Here is an 18,811-nt window from a genome sequence, read left to right on the forward strand (position 1 = left end):
AAAATCGGGATTTTACGAGATACATATGTAACATAACTATGTATGTAAAACGATTGACATTCAATTCTAATAAATTGAATGTCAATCGTTTTACAAGCCTCTATTCATTTCTACTTTCATTTGTTCGATATTTTGTAACATCATCATAGTGTTTAATATGTTAGGATGTCTATAAGTATTTTTTACTACAACTATGACTTTTTCTGCTCTGTTCTAAAAAATAGATTTATACTTTAAAATTTCCTATTGTACGTATATGAATACTTCATATTATTACCTTTAGAAACCATTGGCTAAATGTTTTATCGCACCCTAATAGTTATAAAAATATAATATATAACACAAGTTAAATAAATTATATAAAGAAGGTGTAAAAATGAAAAATAAAATCAATTTACAAATGCAAAATATAAGCTTTGTTTTAATAATTGCTTTAGCAGTATGGTTAAAAACATATCTTATTACAAGATTCAGTTTTGATTTAAAAATTGAATCTTCTACACAAGAGCTTATTTTGTTTATTAGCCCTCTCGCTGCTTCATTAGCTTTTGTCGGATTCGCATTATTTGCAACCGGTGAAAAGCGAAATTATATCGCGCTATGTATTAATTTCTTATTAACAATTGTACTTGTTGGGAATGTAATGTTCTATGATTTTTATAGTGATTTCGTTACGTTACCAGTACTTGGACAAACATCAAACTTTGGCCAATTAGGCGGTAGTATTATAGAAATATTGAACTACAAAATTATACTCGCATTCGCAGACATTATTTTCTTCTTTATTTTATTAAAGAAGAAGGCACTAGTCTTCCAAACGGGGCGCGTAACTCATTCGGCACGCTTGTTATATTTTCTCTTAACGATTGGTGTATTTTTTGCAAATCTACATCTTGCAGAAAAAGAGCGACCTGAATTACTAACGAGATCTTTCGACCGAGTCATGCTTGTTAAAAATTTAGGACTATACACGCATCAAGTATATGATTTAACACTACAAGTAAAAGCAGGATCACAAAAGGCACTTGCTGATAGTAGTAAATTACAAGAAACAGAAAACTACGTGAAGGCAAACGAAAGTGAGCCGAATCCTAACATGTTTGGTATAGCGAAAGGAAAAAACGTAATTGTTGTTACTCTTGAATCCTTACAAACCTTTTTAATAGGCGCAACAGTTAACGGACAAGAAGTTACACCATTTTTGAATGAATTCATAAATGAAAGCTATTACTTTGATAACTTTTTCCACCAAACTGGGCAAGGAAAAACATCCGATTCTGAATTTCTAATTGATACGTCGTTATATCCATTAAATCGAGGAGCTGTATTCTTCACACACGGTAACAATGATTATACTGCGACTCCAGAAATTTTACGTCAGCAAGGTTATTTCACTTCTGTATTCCATGCGAATAATGCAACATTTTGGAATCGTAATATCATGTACTCTGCTCTCGGTTATGATCGTTACTATAATGAACTTGATTACAAAATTACGCCTGAAACAAATTTAAATTGGGGCTTAAAAGATATCGAGTACTTTGATCAATCAGTAGATATATTAAAAACTATTGATCAACCATTTTACGCTCGTTTCCTTACTTTAACGAACCATTATCCATTTACGTATGATGAAGATACTAAATTCATTGAACCATATGACTCTGGTAATGGCGTATTTGATCGTTATATCGTAACAGCACGTTACTTAGACGAATCCATTAAAAAGTTTATTGAGCGTTTAAAAGCCGAGGGAATGTATGATGATTCTATTATTGTTTTATATGGTGATCATTATGGCATTTCTGAAAAACATAATCGCGCAATGGCACAGTTTTTAGAAAAAGATCAAATAACAGAATTTGACACTTTAAATTTACAACGTACACCTTTATATATTCATATGCCTGGTCAAACAGAAGGTGAAACGATTTCAAAGCCTACGGGCCAAATCGATATAAAACCTACTATTCTCAATTTATTAGGGATTGATACTACGAACGATATTCATTTTGGTCATGATATGTTTTCAGATAAATATACCGGTTTTGTCGTTTTACGTGATGGTAGCTTCATTACAGACAAATACGCATACAAAAACAACACTTTCTATGACCGCATAACAGGTGAAATTGTAAATTTACCAAAAAAAGAAGCTCAAGCACTCATTAACCGTGCACAAAATGAATTACGAATGTCTGACAAAATTATTGAAGGCGATTTATTACGTTTCTCAGAAAGTAATAAAATTAAAACTGGTGAAGTACAAACTAAAATTAAAGAGACTGAAAAATAATCTTAATATGAAAAGGGAGCAACTCGTTACAGTTGCTCCCTTTTACTCTCTTATAACATGTGATGCAATTTCACATAAAAAATCTTATATATTTTACTTTTATTCTGCACTTGTTTCTAAAATTACATCTGTATAAGTATGATCATCACCCATATGTAAAATTACTTCACATTGACGTAATCTCAATTCAAAGAGCATGATAGAATCATGATAAACTTCAGGGTTTGATTTCATTTTATGTAACATCTCTTGTTTTTCTTGTATTTCGAATTGCATATTTTCTACAGCTTGTTTCAAGGAGTTAAATGGATTCCTAAAGAATATATGAATATCTCGCTCTTGTGTGTTTTCGAATAGCTCAAATTGCAAGAAAAATTTCTTCATAATAGAATCCGTTACCTCGGTATAATCTTCATTTTCTACATACTGTTTGTATTTGTTATATAGCATAGTTTTGTTTTTCGGAAGAACTCCAAATAATTTACCGGCACTTTTCAATAAAAATTGTGCTGGCGTAAATCGACGTAAAATATTTACTTCATCCATTTGTATGCTATTCGTCATTCTGTCAGTATCTCTGCGCCAGTCATCAAGCACTTTAAAGTCACATTCTAACTGTATTCGATTTTCTCCAAATAAAGAATTAAGTCCTTCACTAAGTTCTTCTAAGTACGATTGACTTTGAAGGAGCTCATTATGAGAAGTGGCAATCCAATTTTGCATAGAAAGAGCAAGATGAGGTAATACAGTTTGTTCTAAATATTTATGCACTCTTTCGTTCATTGCTTTGTTTAGTTCTGTATCCATGTGACCGAAATCACTGTCTTCACTCATTAAATCAGAACAACTCTGTAATATCTTCGGTATATTTTCAGTAAGTTCGTTCGTAATTTCCATTTTCATTGTACGATATGACTGTGTAATGAAATGAATTTTTTCCCTCTCAAACGCAGTAAGGTTATTCATGCTACCGTTTAGTTTCACTAGCATATCTTCATTCCAATTAATAGCATCCACGAGATTGTTTTCTTTTTCAACACGTTTATTTAAAAGATATGTAATTGTTTTTCGGATGAAGAACAATAGCTTTTCAGTACGTTCTGCATCAATATTTTTATGATTAAAGTTAAAATGAATAAACTCAGTTAACTCATTTAATTGTTGACTACTTGTATATAACGAAGAATAAGGAAAAATTCTCGCTTGCGGGAAATATGTGTTTATTCTCGCTGCCGTATCTTGTAATACTCTTTTCACTTCTGCTTCACTGTAAATGTTATCAATTTTATTTAATAAGAAATGAATTTGTAAATTTGGTGTATGTTCTTGAATGCTTAATAAAATATCACGCTCTTTATCAGTAAACGGTGAATCCGCATTCAATACAAACAATAATTCATCCACAGAATTTAGATATTCAAATACTTCATCCCTAGTGTCATTATTCCTATTAAATCCAGGTGTAACTACAAATGTAAGTTTATTTTCATTTAAAAATCTACATGGTAATTTAAATTCAACACATGCTCTATCTCTATACGTTTGATGATGCTGAGACATCATATTATGATAATCAGAGATATCTTCCGTTGTTGTAATTGCAGCGTCTGTTATGGCGTTAATTTCTGTATGAGCATCATTTTTTAAAACTACTACATTTGAAATTGATTTTTCTACTATATTTTCTCCTAATATAGAGTTAATAAATGTAGTTTTTCCGTTCCCTGAAGTTCCCGTTACTAAAATACGATTTGTTCTTAAATCCGCAAGTTCGTCAACTAACCATCTAAATCGGTGACCTATTTCTATATTGTGCTTTTGTGCCCACTGTGTAATAGATTCAAAAAGATGTAGACTGTACTCTAAAGCATTCACATGATTCATAGAATATGACAGTAGGTTTTCCGCATGTTTTATATTTGATGAATCTATTTGGTTAGGAAAAATTTCATCCCATGCCAATACAGCTGCTGATGGAAATACAGCATAAGACGGATTGACTACTTTTAACCAATTTGTTAAAAGACTTGGAATGATATCGTGTAATTGTCTAAGCGTATATTTCCCTTGAATTAATGCAAAGTATGTTTCTTCGTAAAGAGAAGAAATTTTGTCCCATATATCGGAAGACTCTATTTCAATATGTAAGAAAAATTCATTTATTGTGTTAAGCCACAATAAGTAATTTTGTTCATTTTTATAACTGTTCCAAAGTGATGAAACCATTTGCGTAAATTGTACTTGATCTACATTATTTAATGTAACTAATGCATCATAAAAATAATCTGGTGAAATATGTTTAGTAAATCCTTTATCGATATATCCTTTTAACACCTCAAACCACGGATAAGATTCTGTTCGAATTAACTCATTCACAGCAAGCTCTACTGCACTATCAAAATCTTGTTGTTCCTCATAAAAAGAACGGGCAATTTTTGTAACATTCGGATAGTCTGGATTTAAAGAAACCGCTTCTTTAATAACAGCGAAAGCTGAATCAAAATTATTTTGCTCTATGTAAAGAGAAAGTAATTGTAGTCTAATTTCAGTCATCAATATTTTATTATCAGTAGTAATGGAAGTATATACATTTTCAGCAATTGATAATTGATTCAGTTCGAAATACGCATCCGCAATATTTTTTTGTGCCCACGGTGCTAATTCATTACTAACCTTCTCCCATTTAAAAATAGCTGCTTCAAAATCTTGATGGCGATAATAAAATTCACCTTGCGCAAAACGAATATAAGATCCATCAGAAACCTCATTTTTTTCTTCGTTTACATAAGCTTCTCCAAGTACGTCAAGAGGTGATTTTGTTACATTCTCCATTAGAAATGTTTCATAATACATCTTTTTTATTAATTGTTTTTCTATTCTCATCTTTTCCCCCACTATATCTTGAAAATACATTTTTAAGATATGTCAACACTTTATTTATGTATGCTTTTTATCTTAACAAAGAATATCTTTTGGAAAATTTCATTTTCCTTTCATTTTTCAAGTAAGATTGAATTTTTATGAGAAAAGTTTCAGTTTTTTTTCAATTCCCTTTCAGTTATGAAACAGCATTAAATGTTCCTAATAACATAATAACACTATAATATCCCGCATTATATTATCAGGAAAACCCTATATGAAACATATTATAAAAACAATTTATAACGAATATATATGCAAAAATCACTTCACCTAACATAAAAGAGTTCATCACATAGTGCTTGTTTGATAGACATATATACTAAGTTTCTTCAGAATTTCACATACACCATGATAATTTAAACAACAACAATAGTGAGCAGCTATTCATACAATATCTTTCTCGAATTGTTTTCCTTTAGAACACTTCAGTAGTTACGTAATTAAATTCCATTAACCTCTATAAATAACTAGTCCAAAAAAAATCTATATGCATATCATGTTATAGTAAAGAATTCAGGAAATCGTAAAAAGGAGGCATTTTCATGTTTGAAGATAAATCTAAAATAAACTACCCGTATGAATTTACTGAAACTACAACAATCCCTCTAAAAAACCCCATCAATAAAAATTTCAAAAACGGCTCTGGTACACATACTTTCCCAATTAAAAAGCACTATAAGGAACAGGTGCTATATACGGAAAAAATTAATAATAATAAAAACAAATAACCTTATAGACCCTTATAGCAATGAATCAAATAATAACCTATATTAGGCCTTGTATAGTTAATAAATCTTTCTTATACAACTCATGTACTTTTAAAAAGTGCTGATATACAGCGCTTTTTTATACATAGATAATGGAAGAACAAAAAAGGCATGGATATTTTCCGCACTTTTTTGTTCTTTACTATTTATAAATAAAGTGAAACTTTAATCAGCGGGGTTTTTCTTCATCCCCCACTGATTATTAGCCCTCACCAATCGGACTTTAATGAGCAGCTCGACCCCCACCTAACTTCTTTGCTTTCGCTGAATTTTGAGGTGGGGGTCTTACTGCCCATTAAAGCGGCATAATTTTTTGTCATTTTGAATGTTCTCCGATCCTCATTTTCTTCTTATTATACAAGAAATACCCTATAGAATAGACTTTTTTCAAAGTGTCTATTCTATAGGGTACAGTTTATAAATCTCCTGTCTTATTAATTATTTTATATTATTAATATTACTGTCAAAAGAGAAAGGTTTACTACTAACAAAATTACTTAAGGACGTTGTACTTACGATTAATAATTAAACACAAACCTTTATCTTTTTAATAATTTCATAAGAATAATTTTGTTGAATTAAGTTACTGTGGCTTCCATAACTAACTTTGAAAGGATTTGAATGATATTTTGTCGACTTTTATATAGTACATATTTCCCTTCTTTTCTGGAAGTTACTAATTTTGCCTTTTTTAGTACCTGAAGATGTCTAGAAACCGCACCTTCACTTAAATGGCAAATTTGCGCCAAAGATTGTGTTGTTAATGAACGTTCTTGTAACATTCTTAAAATTTGTAGCCTAGAAGGTTCTCCTAAAGCACGATACGTATCTACCATCTTTTCAATAGGTTGCTCTGGAAAGGCCTGTTCTCTCGCTATGGAAGAATCATAAACAATGACGACACCTTCTTTTATTTCATCTACAAAAAAATGAGGCCAAACAAAATAACTAGGTATAAAAATAATGGATTCGTCACTTTTCATGTGATAAGTTGTCTTAAATGGTTTATGAAGATACAATTTATTTTTGTTATCCATCCAGGAAATGCGCTCTGATGATAAGGAATCAATAAATGATGAAAATCCTCTTGTTTTGAGCAAGGTAGTTTGCTCTACAATTTCATTTAATAGTTCACACTTCAAATCTTCCCATATAGTTGAAAAAACTTTTTTATAATAGTCTGCTAGAAAATGAAGTAACCTACAAAAAACAAAGTTTGGTCTTCTCTTTAAATCTTCAAGTATGTCACTTTTGTCACTGAAAGCAAAATCTGTCCATTCAATCCCTTTAGCTAGACTAGGTATAAAACGATTTTCCCTATGTTCAGATACAAGTGTTAACTCGTGAAGAATTTTACGAGCATTTTTTACAGTTAATTTTTGAGCAAGTAATTCTATCTCCTCTTCAATTGAAAATACAGATTTGTAGATTCCAGGAAGAAGTGTAGGTGGAACTCCTAATTCAAAACATAAATTAAAATATTGTAAATCCTTCTGCATATCACTTGTTAGGCATTTTTTAGCTTCAATAACCCAGGGTAAATGAATCCCATGATGTTTTGGATTGTTTAATACATGCATGCTTCGAAACATTTCATTCAAAGGTGAAAAAGAAAATTGAATACGTTGTAACAGCGTTTCCTTGTTATTTGCTATATACGGCGGAAATATAATTTCAATTCCCATTTCAATGATCTCTCCTTAAACGATTGGATAAAAACGAAATCGATAGATTATTAAGATAATTTTATTTTATCATTACATTGAAAGGAAAACCATTTAAGGAGGAATTTTATTATGTTGAAGCAAACTGAAAGACTTATGTACAAATCTGAAGCATATGTTAACGAGATGTATTGGGAACGTGTAAACCGAAGTCTTGGGTGGTTAGGAAGCACAGAAGAAGAACAAGTACAGAGACAGAAAAAACTAAGAGATGCTGTTATTGGAATTGCAGGAACTGGTGGTATTGGAGGAGCTCTTGCTGCACGCCTTGTTAGAATGGGGGTAAGGAATCTAAAACTTGCAGATCCAGATTCATTTGATGTTACAAATATGAATAGACAAATGGGTGCGGATTTAGATCATCTAGGAAAAAATAAAGCTGAAGTCGTTGCCGAAATGACTTACAACCTTACAAAAGATGTGAACATAGAGGTATATCCAGAGGGGATTACTCCTGAAAGTGCTGAGGAATTTATGAAGGATTGTGATTATGTTTTAGACCAGATGGATTTTTACGAAATTCGTAACCGATATGCATTACATCGTGCTTTTCGAAAATCAGACCGTTGTAAATTTATGTTAAAGGTCCCTACAGTTGCTCATGGTACATATATTTATAAATACACAAAAGATTCTATGCCTATTGAAGAAGTATATGGAATTCCTGAAGATGCTGAAATGACTCCAGAGGTTATTAAGCGCCTTATGGAGCGTCTCATTCCTGAAATGCCTTCATATCCAAGCAAAGAAATGTTAGATCATTGGTTTATCGATTTAGAAAGAATGCCTATTTTTGCTGGCTGTCCACCACTTGCAGAAGGTGTTTTAGCAGAACGACTAGCATTGGCTATTACAGAACTTGATCAATTGCCAGGTGTTCAACAATTACCAGTTCAACCTGGATACGCTATGTTTGATACTATGGCTTGGCAATCTAAAATTGTTTATGGTAAGTGGTGGTCTGAATGATTCGACCTGTAACGAAAGTTATTTTATTCTCAGAAGTTAATTCAAAATTTGGTTTACCGTTTCTTCAGGAATTAATACAAGAGCCTTCTATTTCCGTAGAGGCTCTTGTAACTAGTCCTGAAGGAAAGTTATGTTCTTATTATATTGGCGAACCTGATCAAGTTGATTTAGAAAAAGAAGCCAAAGATATTGGAATTCCCGTGTTACGACCGGATAAATTGAATGATTCTAACACAGTAGAATTATTAAAAAATTATAATGCTGACTATTTTATTATTGCTAATTACCAAAAAATCTTAAAAGAAGATATTTTATCTATCCCAAAAGAAGATACTATAAATTTTCATCCAAGCCCATTACCTAGGTATGCTGGATTAGCACCTTTTTTCTGGATGGCTAAAAATGGAGAAAAAGAAGGTGGTGTTTCATGTATCCAAGTCGTACCAGAAATTGATGCCGGCCCTATTTTAGCTCAAATGCCAGTTGTTATGTCAGGAACTGAAACAGCCTTGGAAATTCGAGACATCCATTTTAAACAATCCATTATTTTACTGAAACAAGTTCTTCCGAAAATTAAAAATAAGGATTTCACTTCAAAATCACAGTTATTATCTAATCGAACCTATTTTGGTCAACCAAAAGAAGAAGATTATTTCATAAATTGGGAGCAAGATATAGAAACTATACTTCGCACAATTCGTGCAGGGTATCCACAGGGGGCTTTTGCATTTAATCAACATAACCAGAAAATTAGAATATTAAAAGCTGAAATTACAGACTATCCACTACCAATTCAAGCCATTGGTGTATTTTGTGAAGATAACGATAAAATACTTGTTTCTACTAAAGATGGATGGATTCATTTACAAATGATTATAAAAGAAACTTTATCTACCAGCACACAAGTGAATGAACAAAATCAACATAAACAGGTAGTGTCAATTTAATGGATAATACGAATGTTGTTATAAATCGCAAACTTTCTCTTTTTAGTGAAAAGTTAGTAATCCTGATTGCTGGTATCGGGATGTTTTTATCAACTTTAGATACGGGTATTATTAACATTGCTTTACCTTTTTTAGAAAAAGAGTTTCATTCAACAGTAACTATAACAGCATGGAGTGTTACGATATACGTTATGGCACTGAGTGCAACGATCCTTTTATTTGGAAAAATCAGTGATCGTGTAGGTCGTTTGCAAATATGTTTATATGGTTTTTTTATATTTTTAATTAGCTCTATACTATGCGGATTGTCTCAAGAGATGTGGCACTTAATTGTATTCCGCGCTGTTCAAGGGATTGGAGCTGCTGCATTACAAGCTACATCAGCTGCTCTTATTACAACTCTTGTCAGCCCTGAAAATCGCAATCACGCATTAGGAACTCTAGGGGTAATGATAGGTTTAGGGCCTATTTTGGGACCTACAGTAGGAGGGTTTTTCATTTCATTAGGAAGTTGGAGATGGATTTTTTGGATTAACATCCCATTGTGTTTAATTGGATTATGGGCTTGTTATAAAGTTTCACGATTTATAAAAGAGGAAAAACATCCGGTTCCTATTGATGTTCTAGGAAATATATACTTTACTTTAAGTGCTTTGTTGTTTCTTTTTAGCTTATCGCATGGAGAAAATGAAGTAATGGGAAGTGTACCTACTTGGGGGTATATAATTGCTTCTATTATTTTATTAGGTATTTTCATATTTCATGAATCCAAAGCTAAGCATCCAATTATAGATGTACATTTATTTCTTCATTCGACCTTTATCGTTCCAATACTTGCAACGATAGGGTTTGGGGTGGCATCAGCAATTATTTTTATCATCCCCCCATATTTTTTACAAAAATTCACGTCATTAACTCCTTTACAAACAGGTTTTGTTTTATTATCAGCTCCACTTGGTTTAGTAATCTTCTCAAGGATAGCTGGAAAGTTCATGGGACGTTTTGGAACAAATTTATTTATGAGTATAGGTTTAGGTATTATGTTTATAGCGTTTGTCGGTTTAAGTTTTATTGAAGCACAGTGGTCGCCGTATATATTAGCTAGTTTATTGTTTCTATATGGTATTGGAGGTGGAATTTTCCAACCATCTAATATTGCATCAGTCATGGCATCTGTCTCAAAAGAAAAACAGGGATCTATTGGAGCTATACAACGCATGTTACAAAATGTTGCAATTGCCTTTGGTGCAGCAGTTGCCGCAACATTCATGAGTACACAAAGCCATTTAGGAACAGATGGGCTTATCCAAGCTTTTCGATATTCATGGTATATCGCAGGGGGATTATTACTCTTTAATATCTTGTGTTTTTTAAGATATCGCAAATCTTAAGGTGGTAAGAAAGTTTTCAATAACAAAAACCGATTTACCTAAGGATAAATCGGTTTTTGTTTAATTAACTGTGTTATAATGTCCTATTTAACGAAATTTATAAATACTTACATTAAATGTTGCTTAGTTTTTATGAAGAAATTCCATCATTTCTTCATATGACATAACTTCATTAGTTATGGTTCCATACTGCCCTTTTGTAATTACTTCAGATGCAAGTTTTCGTAAAGTAGAAATAGTAGCTCTATATGCCCCAGATCCAAAACTTATTCTACTAACGTTTAAATATTCTAAATCTGAAATGGATGGTGTCGAGCTATGAATTAAAACATTAAGTGGTAAATCTATTTCTTTAGTAAACAATTGAATATGTTCTTTCTGAGCTAATCCAGGGATAAAAATACCATCTGCGCCAGCATCTTTGTATGCTTGTGCACGTTTCATTGTCTCATCAACTCTATTGTTGTTAAGTATGTATGCATCCGTACGTGCATTTATAAACAGAGGAATCCCTTCTGAAATAGACACATTTTTAATACTCTCAATTTTCTTTTGCTGATATGCTGTATCATATAAGGAACATGTATGATTTTTCTTACTATCTTCTAAGTTTATTCCTACAACACCGTTAGCTATCATTTTTCTTACATTCTCTAATACTTCTTCAATAGTTTCACCATATCCAGATTCTATATCCGCACTAACAGGAATATTTACAGATTGAGTAATCTTCCTGATAACATCAAGCATGGATTCAAATGGTAGTTGTTCTCCATCACGATAACCTAAAGATGCTGCAATTCCTGCACTAGTTGTTCCAATAGCCTTATAGTGTAAGTCTTCATATACTTTTGCACTCATAACATCCCATGCATTTGGTAAGATTAATATAGAAGAATCATGATGATAATCATTAAATATTTTTGATTTAATTAACATGTCTTTCATTTTATCTCCTCCCCAAAATCTACCTTATAACAATTTTATCATTTTGAAAATTCGATTATCATGAAAATATGAATATTTTTTAGGAGGGTAAAAAATGAATGTTTCTGAAGTGGCTTTATTAATTCGTTCTAAATTAAGAGCACAAATATTAACCTATTTGCTAGACGGTAAAGCCTATCCTGCTAGCGAATTAGCTCATGTTGCCAAGATACAAACTAAAACAGCTATCTATCACCTGTCAAGAATGATAGAAAAAGGAATAATTTCTATAGAAAAGCACGGCAAACATCGTTATTATAGACTTTCTAATTCCGAAATATCACAAATTCTCAAATTACTTCTTGTAATTACTCCTCAAGAAAAAGACACGCCTTTTCGTCAACCCTCTCAATCAAGTGAGTTAAGGTATGCTCGTACCTGTTATGATCATTTGGCTGGAACTTTAGGTGTTGCTATTACAAATTCTCTACTAGATAAAGGGTATTTAGTGAAAAAAGACCTGTATTTTCATATAACAAAATCTGGTCAAGTATTTTTGGCGGAATTCGATATTGATGTCAATGCAATTAAACAAAAGAAAAGGATATTTGCGAAGGCTTGCTTAGATTCGACAGAAAGAGAACATCATCTTGCTGGGAGTTTAGGAAATGTACTTTTAGAAAAATTATTACAATTAAATTGGATTCAGAGAGTCCCAAAATCAAGAGCAATCAAAGTTACCCCTAATGGTAAAAAAAAATTGAAACAAATATTTTCTATACAGATATCAGTGGAATTTAAAGAAGATGACTCCTGTAGAATACAGAAATCATCTTCTTGATGCCGCCTAACTTTTTTTAAAATGTCCTTTACAAATGGTACGGATTATTATTTCCTTTTGCTTTTTCTCTAGTCTAATTAATTTTTCCTTTTTGACAGTATCCCTACATAACCCTCTTAAACATCTTTTCCAATTCATAAGTAGAATGATGCACAAGAATTGGTCTTCCGTGCGGGCATGTGTATGGGTTTGTTGTTGTACGAAGTTCTTCCAGTAAAGCAAATATTTGATCGTTCGTTAAATATTGATTTGCTTTAATTGAAGCTTTACAGCTCATCATGATGGCTGCTTCTTCACGTAATTTTTTAATATCAACTTTTTTTAGTTTAACGACCTGCTCCATCATTTCATCGATAATTTCTGTTTCTTGCCCTTTCGGGAACCACGTTGGATGCGAGCGAACGATAAAGGATTGATGGCCGAATTGCTCCAAAAATAGTCCAACTTTTTTTAGTTCTTCTAGTTGCTCTTCGACACGTAAAAATTCGGTAAGAGATAAATCGATACGGTATGGTACGAGTAGTTCTTGTACTTCTTGTGCTACTCGTCCTACTTTATCACGGAAGTATTCATAATTAATACGTTCCTGCGCGGCATGTTGGTCAATCATATATAAGCCTTTATCATTTTGAGCGAAAATATATGTTCCATGCATTTGTCCAATTGGATAAAGCGGCGGTAAATCATTACCGTTCATTTCGATTTCTTCTATTTCCTGAACTTCTTCTTCCAATTCCTCTAATTCAAAGTCTTCATCGTTACTGTTCCACGATTTCTCTTCTCGAATCGGTTCTTCTATTATCGATTTTGTAGATGGTTGCCAACTTTGTTCTTCTCTCACGAGCGACTGTGGTGGTTGCCATTCTTGCTTCGGTGGTTGCCAAAGCTGCGCAGGCTGTTTCACAGCCTGCGGTTCTTCTTGTTTTTCATCCATTCCCGTCGGTAAAACGATCTCCGGCATAGATGGTTCTTTCGGCTTCGCATGCTCAAACTGAAACTGTTCTTGCACACTTTCATCTTTTTCTTTTTTCTTCGTTGTTACACCTGCATCTGGAATGAGCTGTATTTTTTTGAATGCTGCTTGCAATGTTTCTTCAATCAGCTTTAGTAATTCTTGTTCTTTACTAAAACGAACTTCCAATTTCGCTGGATGTACGTTAACGTCAACAAGCATTGGATCCATTTCAATTGATAAGAAGCCGATTGGATATCGTCCGACTGGCAGTAATGTATGATATCCTTGCTGAATAGCTTTCATTAATACGAAATTTCGAACGTAACGGCCATTTACGATTGTTGACATATAATTACGAGATGCTCTCGTTACTTCTGGTAATGTTACATAACCTTTAATTGTGAAATCTAGAGATTCCGCTTCAATTGGAACAAGCTTCTTTGCAACTTGAATGCTATAAATCGATGCAAGTACTTGTCTTACATCACCATTTCCTGATGTATGAAGCAATTTCTTCTCATTATGAAACAGCTTTAATGACACTTCTGGATGCGACATTGCAATACGATACACAATATCTGTAATATTACCAAGCTCTGTATGAATGGTTTTCATATATTTAAGACGCGCTGGTGTATTAAAAAATAAGTTTTGTACTGTAATATCTGTTCCCTTTCGGCTCGCTGTTTTCTCCTGCTTTATAATGTCTCCACCTTTAATAATAAGGTGTGTACCAGGTGCATCACCTGTACTAGTGATTAATTCTAATTCACTAACTGAGGCAATACTCGGCAATGCCTCACCGCGGAAACCGAGTGTTCTTATGCGAAACAGATCATTTTCATCTTTAATTTTGCTCGTCGCATGTCGTTCAAAAGCGACGATACAATCTTCTTCTGCAATGCCATCTCCATTATCAATGATGCGAATTTTCGATAAACCAGCTTCTTCTAAGTGGATTTCAATAGATGTACTATTCGCATCGATAGAATTTTCCACAAGTTCTTTTACGACTGAGGCAGGGCGCTCTACTACTTCCCCTGCCGCAATTAAGTTAGAGAGTTGGTCATCGAGTTTGCGAATTTTCCCCATCTACTTACTCATCCTTTCTTTAACTTTTTTTGTAAGCGATACAGTTCGTTCATCGCTTCTAAAGGTGTCATATCAAGTAAATCAATTTTTTTAATTTGCGTAAGTACTGCTGTTTCTTTTGCATCTAGAACTGGCTTGTCTTGTTTTTTCGAAGACTGCTCTGTGCCAAAGAATGATAGTTGTGATTCTTCTTCATTGTCTACCTTCGTTTCTTCTATTGCTACTGGTTCTTCTTTTACAACTACAGGTTCTGGAATTACTTCTTGCTCTTGCTCTTGCTCTTGCGCTTTCACTTCTACACGCTTCGGAATAATAATTTCTTCCTGTCCTTCTAATTGCGCTAACACTTCTTTCGCTCGAGCGATTAAGCTATCTGGAAGCTCCGCAAGTTGCGCAACATGAATTCCGTAACTTTTATCAGCTGCCCCGTCTTGAATTTTATGAAGGAATACTACTTTTCCGTTCTCTTCAATAGCTGAAACGTGTACATTTTTCAGTTGATCTAAACTGTCTTCTAACACGGTCAATTCATGATAATGCGTAGAGAATAACGTTTTCGCACCAATTTGGTCATGAATATGTTCAATGATTGCTTGTGCAAGTGCCATACCATCATACGTAGATGTACCGCGTCCAATTTCATCGAATAAAATTAAACTTCTTTCTGATGCGTTTGCAATGGCATTTTTCGCTTCTAACATTTCGACCATAAATGTACTTTGACCTGAAATTAAATCATCCGCCGCGCCAATTCTCGTAAAGATTTGGTCAAATACAGGTAATACTGCTTCTGTTGCTGGTACGAAACAACCAATTTGCGACATAACCGTTACAAGTGCTAATTGTCTCATATACGTACTTTTACCAGACATGTTCGGTCCTGTAATTAAAAATACATCCATATTCTCTGGCATAATACAATCATTCGGTACATACAATTTCCCGTTCAATACTTTTTCTACGACAGGATGACGACCATCTTTAATGAAAATTTCACGCTTCGTTGTTAGTACAGGTTTTACAAACTGTTCCTCTTCACTCACTGTCGCAAAACTTTGCAGTACGTCTAATTCACTAATTACTTTCGCTAAATGCTGTAATTTCGGAATAAATACTTTTACTTCTTCACGAAGCGCTGTAAATAAATCGTATTCTAGTTGTACAATTTTTTCTTCAGCTTCTAAGATTAATGTTTCTTTTTCTTTTAGTTCATCTGTAATGAAACGTTCCGCATTAGCAAGCGTTTGTTTACGCTCGTAGCGGCCTTCTGGTAATGCTCCAAGGTTCGCTTTCGTTACTTCAATGTAGTAACCGAAAATACGGTTGTATCCGATTTTTAACGATTTAATTCCTGTAATATCACGCTCTCGTTTTTCAAGCTCAGCAATCCACGTTTTTCCGTTTTTACTCACATAGCGATATTGATCAAGCTTGTCATTATAACCATCTTTAATAATATCTCCATCTTTAATAGAAAGCGGTGGATTTTCTTGAATACTTCTTCCTAGTAATTCTGTTAAGCTCTCACATGGATCTGCACCTTGAATTAATCTCGCTGCATACGCGTTATCTAACAAACTAATCGCTTCTAAAATAGCTGGCACTTGTAGTAACGAGCGTCTTAACTGTAATAAGTCCCGTGCATTAACATTACCAAATGCAACTTTCCCTGCTAAACGTTCTAAATCATATACTTCTTTTAACTTTTCTTTTAAATCTTCACGCAAGAAGTAATCAGTTACAAACGTTTCAACCATTTCTAAACGCTCTTCAATTCGTTCCTTCTGTATAAGTGGACGTTCCATCCACTGTTTTAACATACGACCACCCATAGCAGTCTTCGTCTTATCTAATAGCCATAGTAATGATCCTGTTTTTTCTTTCGTTCGAAGTGTTTCTGTCAGCTCTAAATTTCGCTTTGAATGCACATCAATCTTCATAAATTGATTCGTATAATAAATTTCCACTGGTTGTAAATGATCTAATGAACGTTTTTGCGTTCTTATTACATAGTTAAATAAGCGCCCAACTGCTTTAATTAACTTTGCTTGTGAAACATTTTTCACAAGATGTTCTAGCCCTTCAGGAATTGCCGTTGCATCTTCATATGAAATCGTCATTTTTAACGTTTCCGTTAACTTGTTTAGTTCATCTTTAGAAAAGGAAGAATCTACAACAATTTCTTTCGAACCAGTTGCATACACTTCTAATAAAATATCTTCTACTGAACCAGTCAATAACGTTACTGTATTTTGCCCAGTCGTTAAATCGTTACAAGCTAACGCATATGATCCATCTTCAAAATGTGTTAATGCGGCTAAAAAGTTATTTTCTTTCTCATCAATCGTACGCCCTTCCATCATCGTTCCTGGCGTAATTAATTGTACTACTTCACGGCGCACTACGCCTTTAGCTGTTTTTGGGTCTTCTACTTGCTCACAAACCGCTACTTTATATCCTTTTTCAACAAGTTGTTCAATATAGTTTTTAGCCGCATGATACGGTACACCGCACATCGGTATACGTTCACTACTACCACCGTCTCGGCTCGTTAATGTAATTTCAAGTTCGTGGGCTGCTTTAACCGCATCCTCAAAGAACATTTCATAAAAATCACCTAAGCGGAAAAATAAAAAGGCATCTTGATAGTCTGCCTTAACTTTTAAATATTGCTGTATCATAGGCGTATATTGCGTCATACTTATCCTCCATAATTCTTACATAATAATCTATATTCATATATGTCACATTTCACGGACACTCTTATCTCCTATTTCAGGAGTCTTTCTTCATTATAGCACATTTCATTAGCAATCATGTTCATCTAAGCACCACTTATGTAAAGTAAAAAGCTAGGAAGAACTTCTCCCTAGCTTTCTATTACTCTTCTTCTGCATCAACGATAAAGTTCGGATCTAACTCTTCAAACTCATCATCTTCAATTTGGAAAGCATCATCTGATTCTACACAACCTTCAGGGTTTACACTTACACAAATTTTCGTTTCGCCAACTACTTCTGTTACAAATTCACGTTCTACCGTTACAACAATTTTATTACCATTTGGTGATACAAGAGCTTCTAAACAATTTGGTGGCTGAATGACACGAGCAATAATTTCTAAATCATCACCAGAAAAGTTTTTATCACGATATCCAATGCTTACTTCATCTGTGTAGTTTACACGTTCTGTTACAACTTCTGTCTTTGTATTGCCATCGAATGAATACCAAGTGTTCACATCATAGAAACCTTCAATTTCCACATGTTTTCCACTCTTTCTTGCTTCGTACGAGTGGTTAATTACCCAGCACCCTAAAATACTTGTTGGCTCATTATTCGATTCACATGTATGCGTTGACTTTGTATACTTACGTCCTTTTCCAACCACTGCTTTTGTAATAATCTCTCTAAATTCGGACATTCGTAACCCTCCTCAATCACTATTCACTTAATCATATGCGTGACAATAGCGGAATGTGTCATTCTTTTTTTGAGAAGAACTTACGTTTAATCCACTAAAAAAAGAGATGTCAATTCGACATCTCTTTAACAACCACAATTTCCTTTTTTACTTTCTACCGCTGCGCCCGTTTCACCCTTCAATACATCGCCATTAGTTGAAATTAATATTTCATCTGTTACGTTGTTAGAAATCGTACTTGCAACTAGCTGTAATAAGTCATTTACATACGTTTGTGAAGATTTAAATTCTTGTACAACTGGGATGCTATCTAACTTATCTTGCAGGGCATCAATTTCAGCTTCTACTTTTTTCAAAGCTTCCCATTTCCCGTAATGTTGCAAGTTTACTGCTTGTTTTTGCAGTGCTTTAATTTCATCAATTGCGCGCTTCACATTTTCATTTTTATGAATTTGTGCCTCTGCTTTCTTAAAGAAATCAACTTCTTCTGTTTCAGAAATCATTTTTGCCAATTCTTTCGCTTGCTCAACAATTTCATCTTTCGAATATACTTTCAT

Annotated in this window: 13 protein-coding genes; 6 read left to right on the forward strand and 7 right to left on the reverse strand. The window is 33.5% G+C overall.

The annotated features are described in order from the left end of the window. The first annotated feature begins 376 nt into the window (after positions 1-376). Positions 377-2,296, forward strand: coding sequence for an LTA synthase family protein (locus tag MR070_RS00140; protein WP_242260348.1), 1,920 nt, complete (start codon positions 377-379; stop codon positions 2,294-2,296). A 99-nt stretch (positions 2,297-2,395) separates the two neighbouring features. Here MR070_RS00140 and MR070_RS00145 read toward each other — a convergent pair whose 3' ends face one another. Beyond that, positions 2,396-5,209 (reverse strand): dynamin family protein, encoded by a 2,814-nt coding sequence (locus MR070_RS00145; protein ID WP_138321257.1) that lies wholly within the window; start codon positions 5,207-5,209, stop codon positions 2,396-2,398. 551 nt (positions 5,210-5,760) lie between these two features. On the opposite strand from MR070_RS00145, the gene MR070_RS00150 reads away from it, so the two are divergent. Further along, positions 5,761-5,946: a hypothetical protein gene (locus MR070_RS00150; RefSeq protein ID WP_000461128.1), complete on the forward strand. Its 186-nt coding sequence runs from the start codon at positions 5,761-5,763 to the stop codon at positions 5,944-5,946. Positions 5,947-6,563: 617 nt separating this feature from the next. Here the strand turns inward: MR070_RS00150 and MR070_RS00155 are convergent. Beyond that, positions 6,564-7,670: an ArsR/SmtB family transcription factor gene (locus MR070_RS00155; protein ID WP_242260351.1), complete on the reverse strand. Its 1,107-nt coding sequence runs from the start codon at positions 7,668-7,670 to the stop codon at positions 6,564-6,566. A 111-nt stretch (positions 7,671-7,781) separates the two neighbouring features. Between MR070_RS00155 and MR070_RS00160 the strand changes: the two genes are divergently transcribed. The 3 genes from MR070_RS00160 to MR070_RS00170 are packed head-to-tail and all read left to right on the forward strand — an operon-like array spanning position 7,782 to position 11,016. After that, a complete protein-coding gene (locus MR070_RS00160) occupies positions 7,782-8,678 on the forward strand; it encodes a ThiF family adenylyltransferase (RefSeq protein WP_242260353.1) in 897 nt (298 codons plus the stop codon). Next, positions 8,675-9,625: a methionyl-tRNA formyltransferase gene (locus MR070_RS00165; protein ID WP_242260356.1), complete on the forward strand. Its 951-nt coding sequence runs from the start codon at positions 8,675-8,677 to the stop codon at positions 9,623-9,625. Before MR070_RS00160 ends, MR070_RS00165 begins: the two co-directional genes overlap by 4 nt. After that, positions 9,625-11,016, forward strand: a complete 1,392-nt coding sequence (locus MR070_RS00170; RefSeq protein WP_242260358.1) for an MFS transporter — start codon at positions 9,625-9,627, stop codon at positions 11,014-11,016. Before MR070_RS00165 ends, MR070_RS00170 begins: the two co-directional genes overlap by 1 nt. Before the next feature lie 123 nt (positions 11,017-11,139). On the opposite strand, the gene MR070_RS00175 is transcribed toward MR070_RS00170, so the two are convergent. After that, on the reverse strand, positions 11,140-11,964 hold the full coding sequence (locus MR070_RS00175) for an isocitrate lyase/PEP mutase family protein (protein WP_242260359.1): 825 nt from the start codon (positions 11,962-11,964) through the stop codon (positions 11,140-11,142). A 94-nt stretch (positions 11,965-12,058) separates the two neighbouring features. Between MR070_RS00175 and MR070_RS27285 the strand changes: the two genes are divergently transcribed. Then, a complete protein-coding gene (locus tag MR070_RS27285; RefSeq protein WP_242260361.1) occupies positions 12,059-12,784 on the forward strand; it encodes an ArsR/SmtB family transcription factor in 726 nt (241 codons plus the stop codon). A gap of 103 nt (positions 12,785-12,887) precedes the next feature. Here the strand turns inward: MR070_RS27285 and mutL are convergent, their stop codons facing one another. From mutL to MR070_RS00200, 4 genes are all read right to left on the reverse strand, one after another. Further along, positions 12,888-14,831, reverse strand: a complete 1,944-nt coding sequence (mutL, locus tag MR070_RS00185; RefSeq protein ID WP_000516473.1) for a DNA mismatch repair endonuclease MutL — start codon at positions 14,829-14,831, stop codon at positions 12,888-12,890. Between the two features lie 8 nt (positions 14,832-14,839). Next, complete coding sequence (gene mutS, locus MR070_RS00190; RefSeq protein ID WP_242260363.1) at positions 14,840-17,530, reverse strand: DNA mismatch repair protein MutS; 2,691 nt, start codon at positions 17,528-17,530, stop codon at positions 14,840-14,842. 181 nt (positions 17,531-17,711) lie between these two features. Next, complete coding sequence (gene cotE / locus MR070_RS00195) at positions 17,712-18,254, reverse strand: outer spore coat protein CotE (protein ID WP_001288804.1); 543 nt, start codon at positions 18,252-18,254, stop codon at positions 17,712-17,714. 125 nt (positions 18,255-18,379) lie between these two features. Beyond that, a complete protein-coding gene (locus MR070_RS00200) occupies positions 18,380-18,811 on the reverse strand; it encodes a YlbF/YmcA family competence regulator (RefSeq protein ID WP_000870462.1) in 432 nt (143 codons plus the stop codon).

Origin of the sequence: Bacillus cereus group sp. BfR-BA-01453, assembly GCF_022662915.1 — a bacterium.
GTDB classification, from domain to species: domain Bacteria; phylum Bacillota; class Bacilli; order Bacillales; family Bacillaceae_G; genus Bacillus_A; species Bacillus_A paranthracis.

Excerpts from the sequence above, each read along its gene's own strand:
- MR070_RS00140 (WP_242260348.1), top strand. The coding sequence starts at position 377 with ATGAAAAATAAAATCAATTTACAAATGCAAAATATAAGCTTTGTTTTA.
- MR070_RS00145 (WP_138321257.1), bottom strand. The coding sequence starts at position 5,209 with ATGTATTTTCAAGATATAGTGGGGGAAAAGATGAGAATAGAAAAACAA.
- MR070_RS00150 (WP_000461128.1), top strand. The coding sequence starts at position 5,761 with ATGTTTGAAGATAAATCTAAAATAAACTACCCGTATGAATTTACTGAA.
- MR070_RS00155 (WP_242260351.1), bottom strand. The coding sequence starts at position 7,670 with ATGGGAATTGAAATTATATTTCCGCCGTATATAGCAAATAACAAGGAA.
- MR070_RS00160 (WP_242260353.1), top strand. The coding sequence starts at position 7,782 with ATGTTGAAGCAAACTGAAAGACTTATGTACAAATCTGAAGCATATGTT.
- MR070_RS00165 (WP_242260356.1), top strand. The coding sequence starts at position 8,675 with ATGATTCGACCTGTAACGAAAGTTATTTTATTCTCAGAAGTTAATTCA.
- MR070_RS00170 (WP_242260358.1), top strand. The coding sequence starts at position 9,625 with ATGGATAATACGAATGTTGTTATAAATCGCAAACTTTCTCTTTTTAGT.
- MR070_RS00175 (WP_242260359.1), bottom strand. The coding sequence starts at position 11,964 with ATGAAAGACATGTTAATTAAATCAAAAATATTTAATGATTATCATCAT.
- MR070_RS27285 (WP_242260361.1), top strand. The coding sequence starts at position 12,059 with ATGAATGTTTCTGAAGTGGCTTTATTAATTCGTTCTAAATTAAGAGCA.
- mutL (WP_000516473.1), bottom strand. The coding sequence starts at position 14,831 with ATGGGGAAAATTCGCAAACTCGATGACCAACTCTCTAACTTAATTGCG.
- mutS (WP_242260363.1), bottom strand. The coding sequence starts at position 17,530 with ATGACGCAATATACGCCTATGATACAGCAATATTTAAAAGTTAAGGCA.
- cotE (WP_001288804.1), bottom strand. The coding sequence starts at position 18,254 with ATGTCCGAATTTAGAGAGATTATTACAAAAGCAGTGGTTGGAAAAGGA.
- MR070_RS00200 (WP_000870462.1), bottom strand. The coding sequence starts at position 18,811 with ATGAAAGTATATTCGAAAGATGAAATTGTTGAGCAAGCGAAAGAATTG.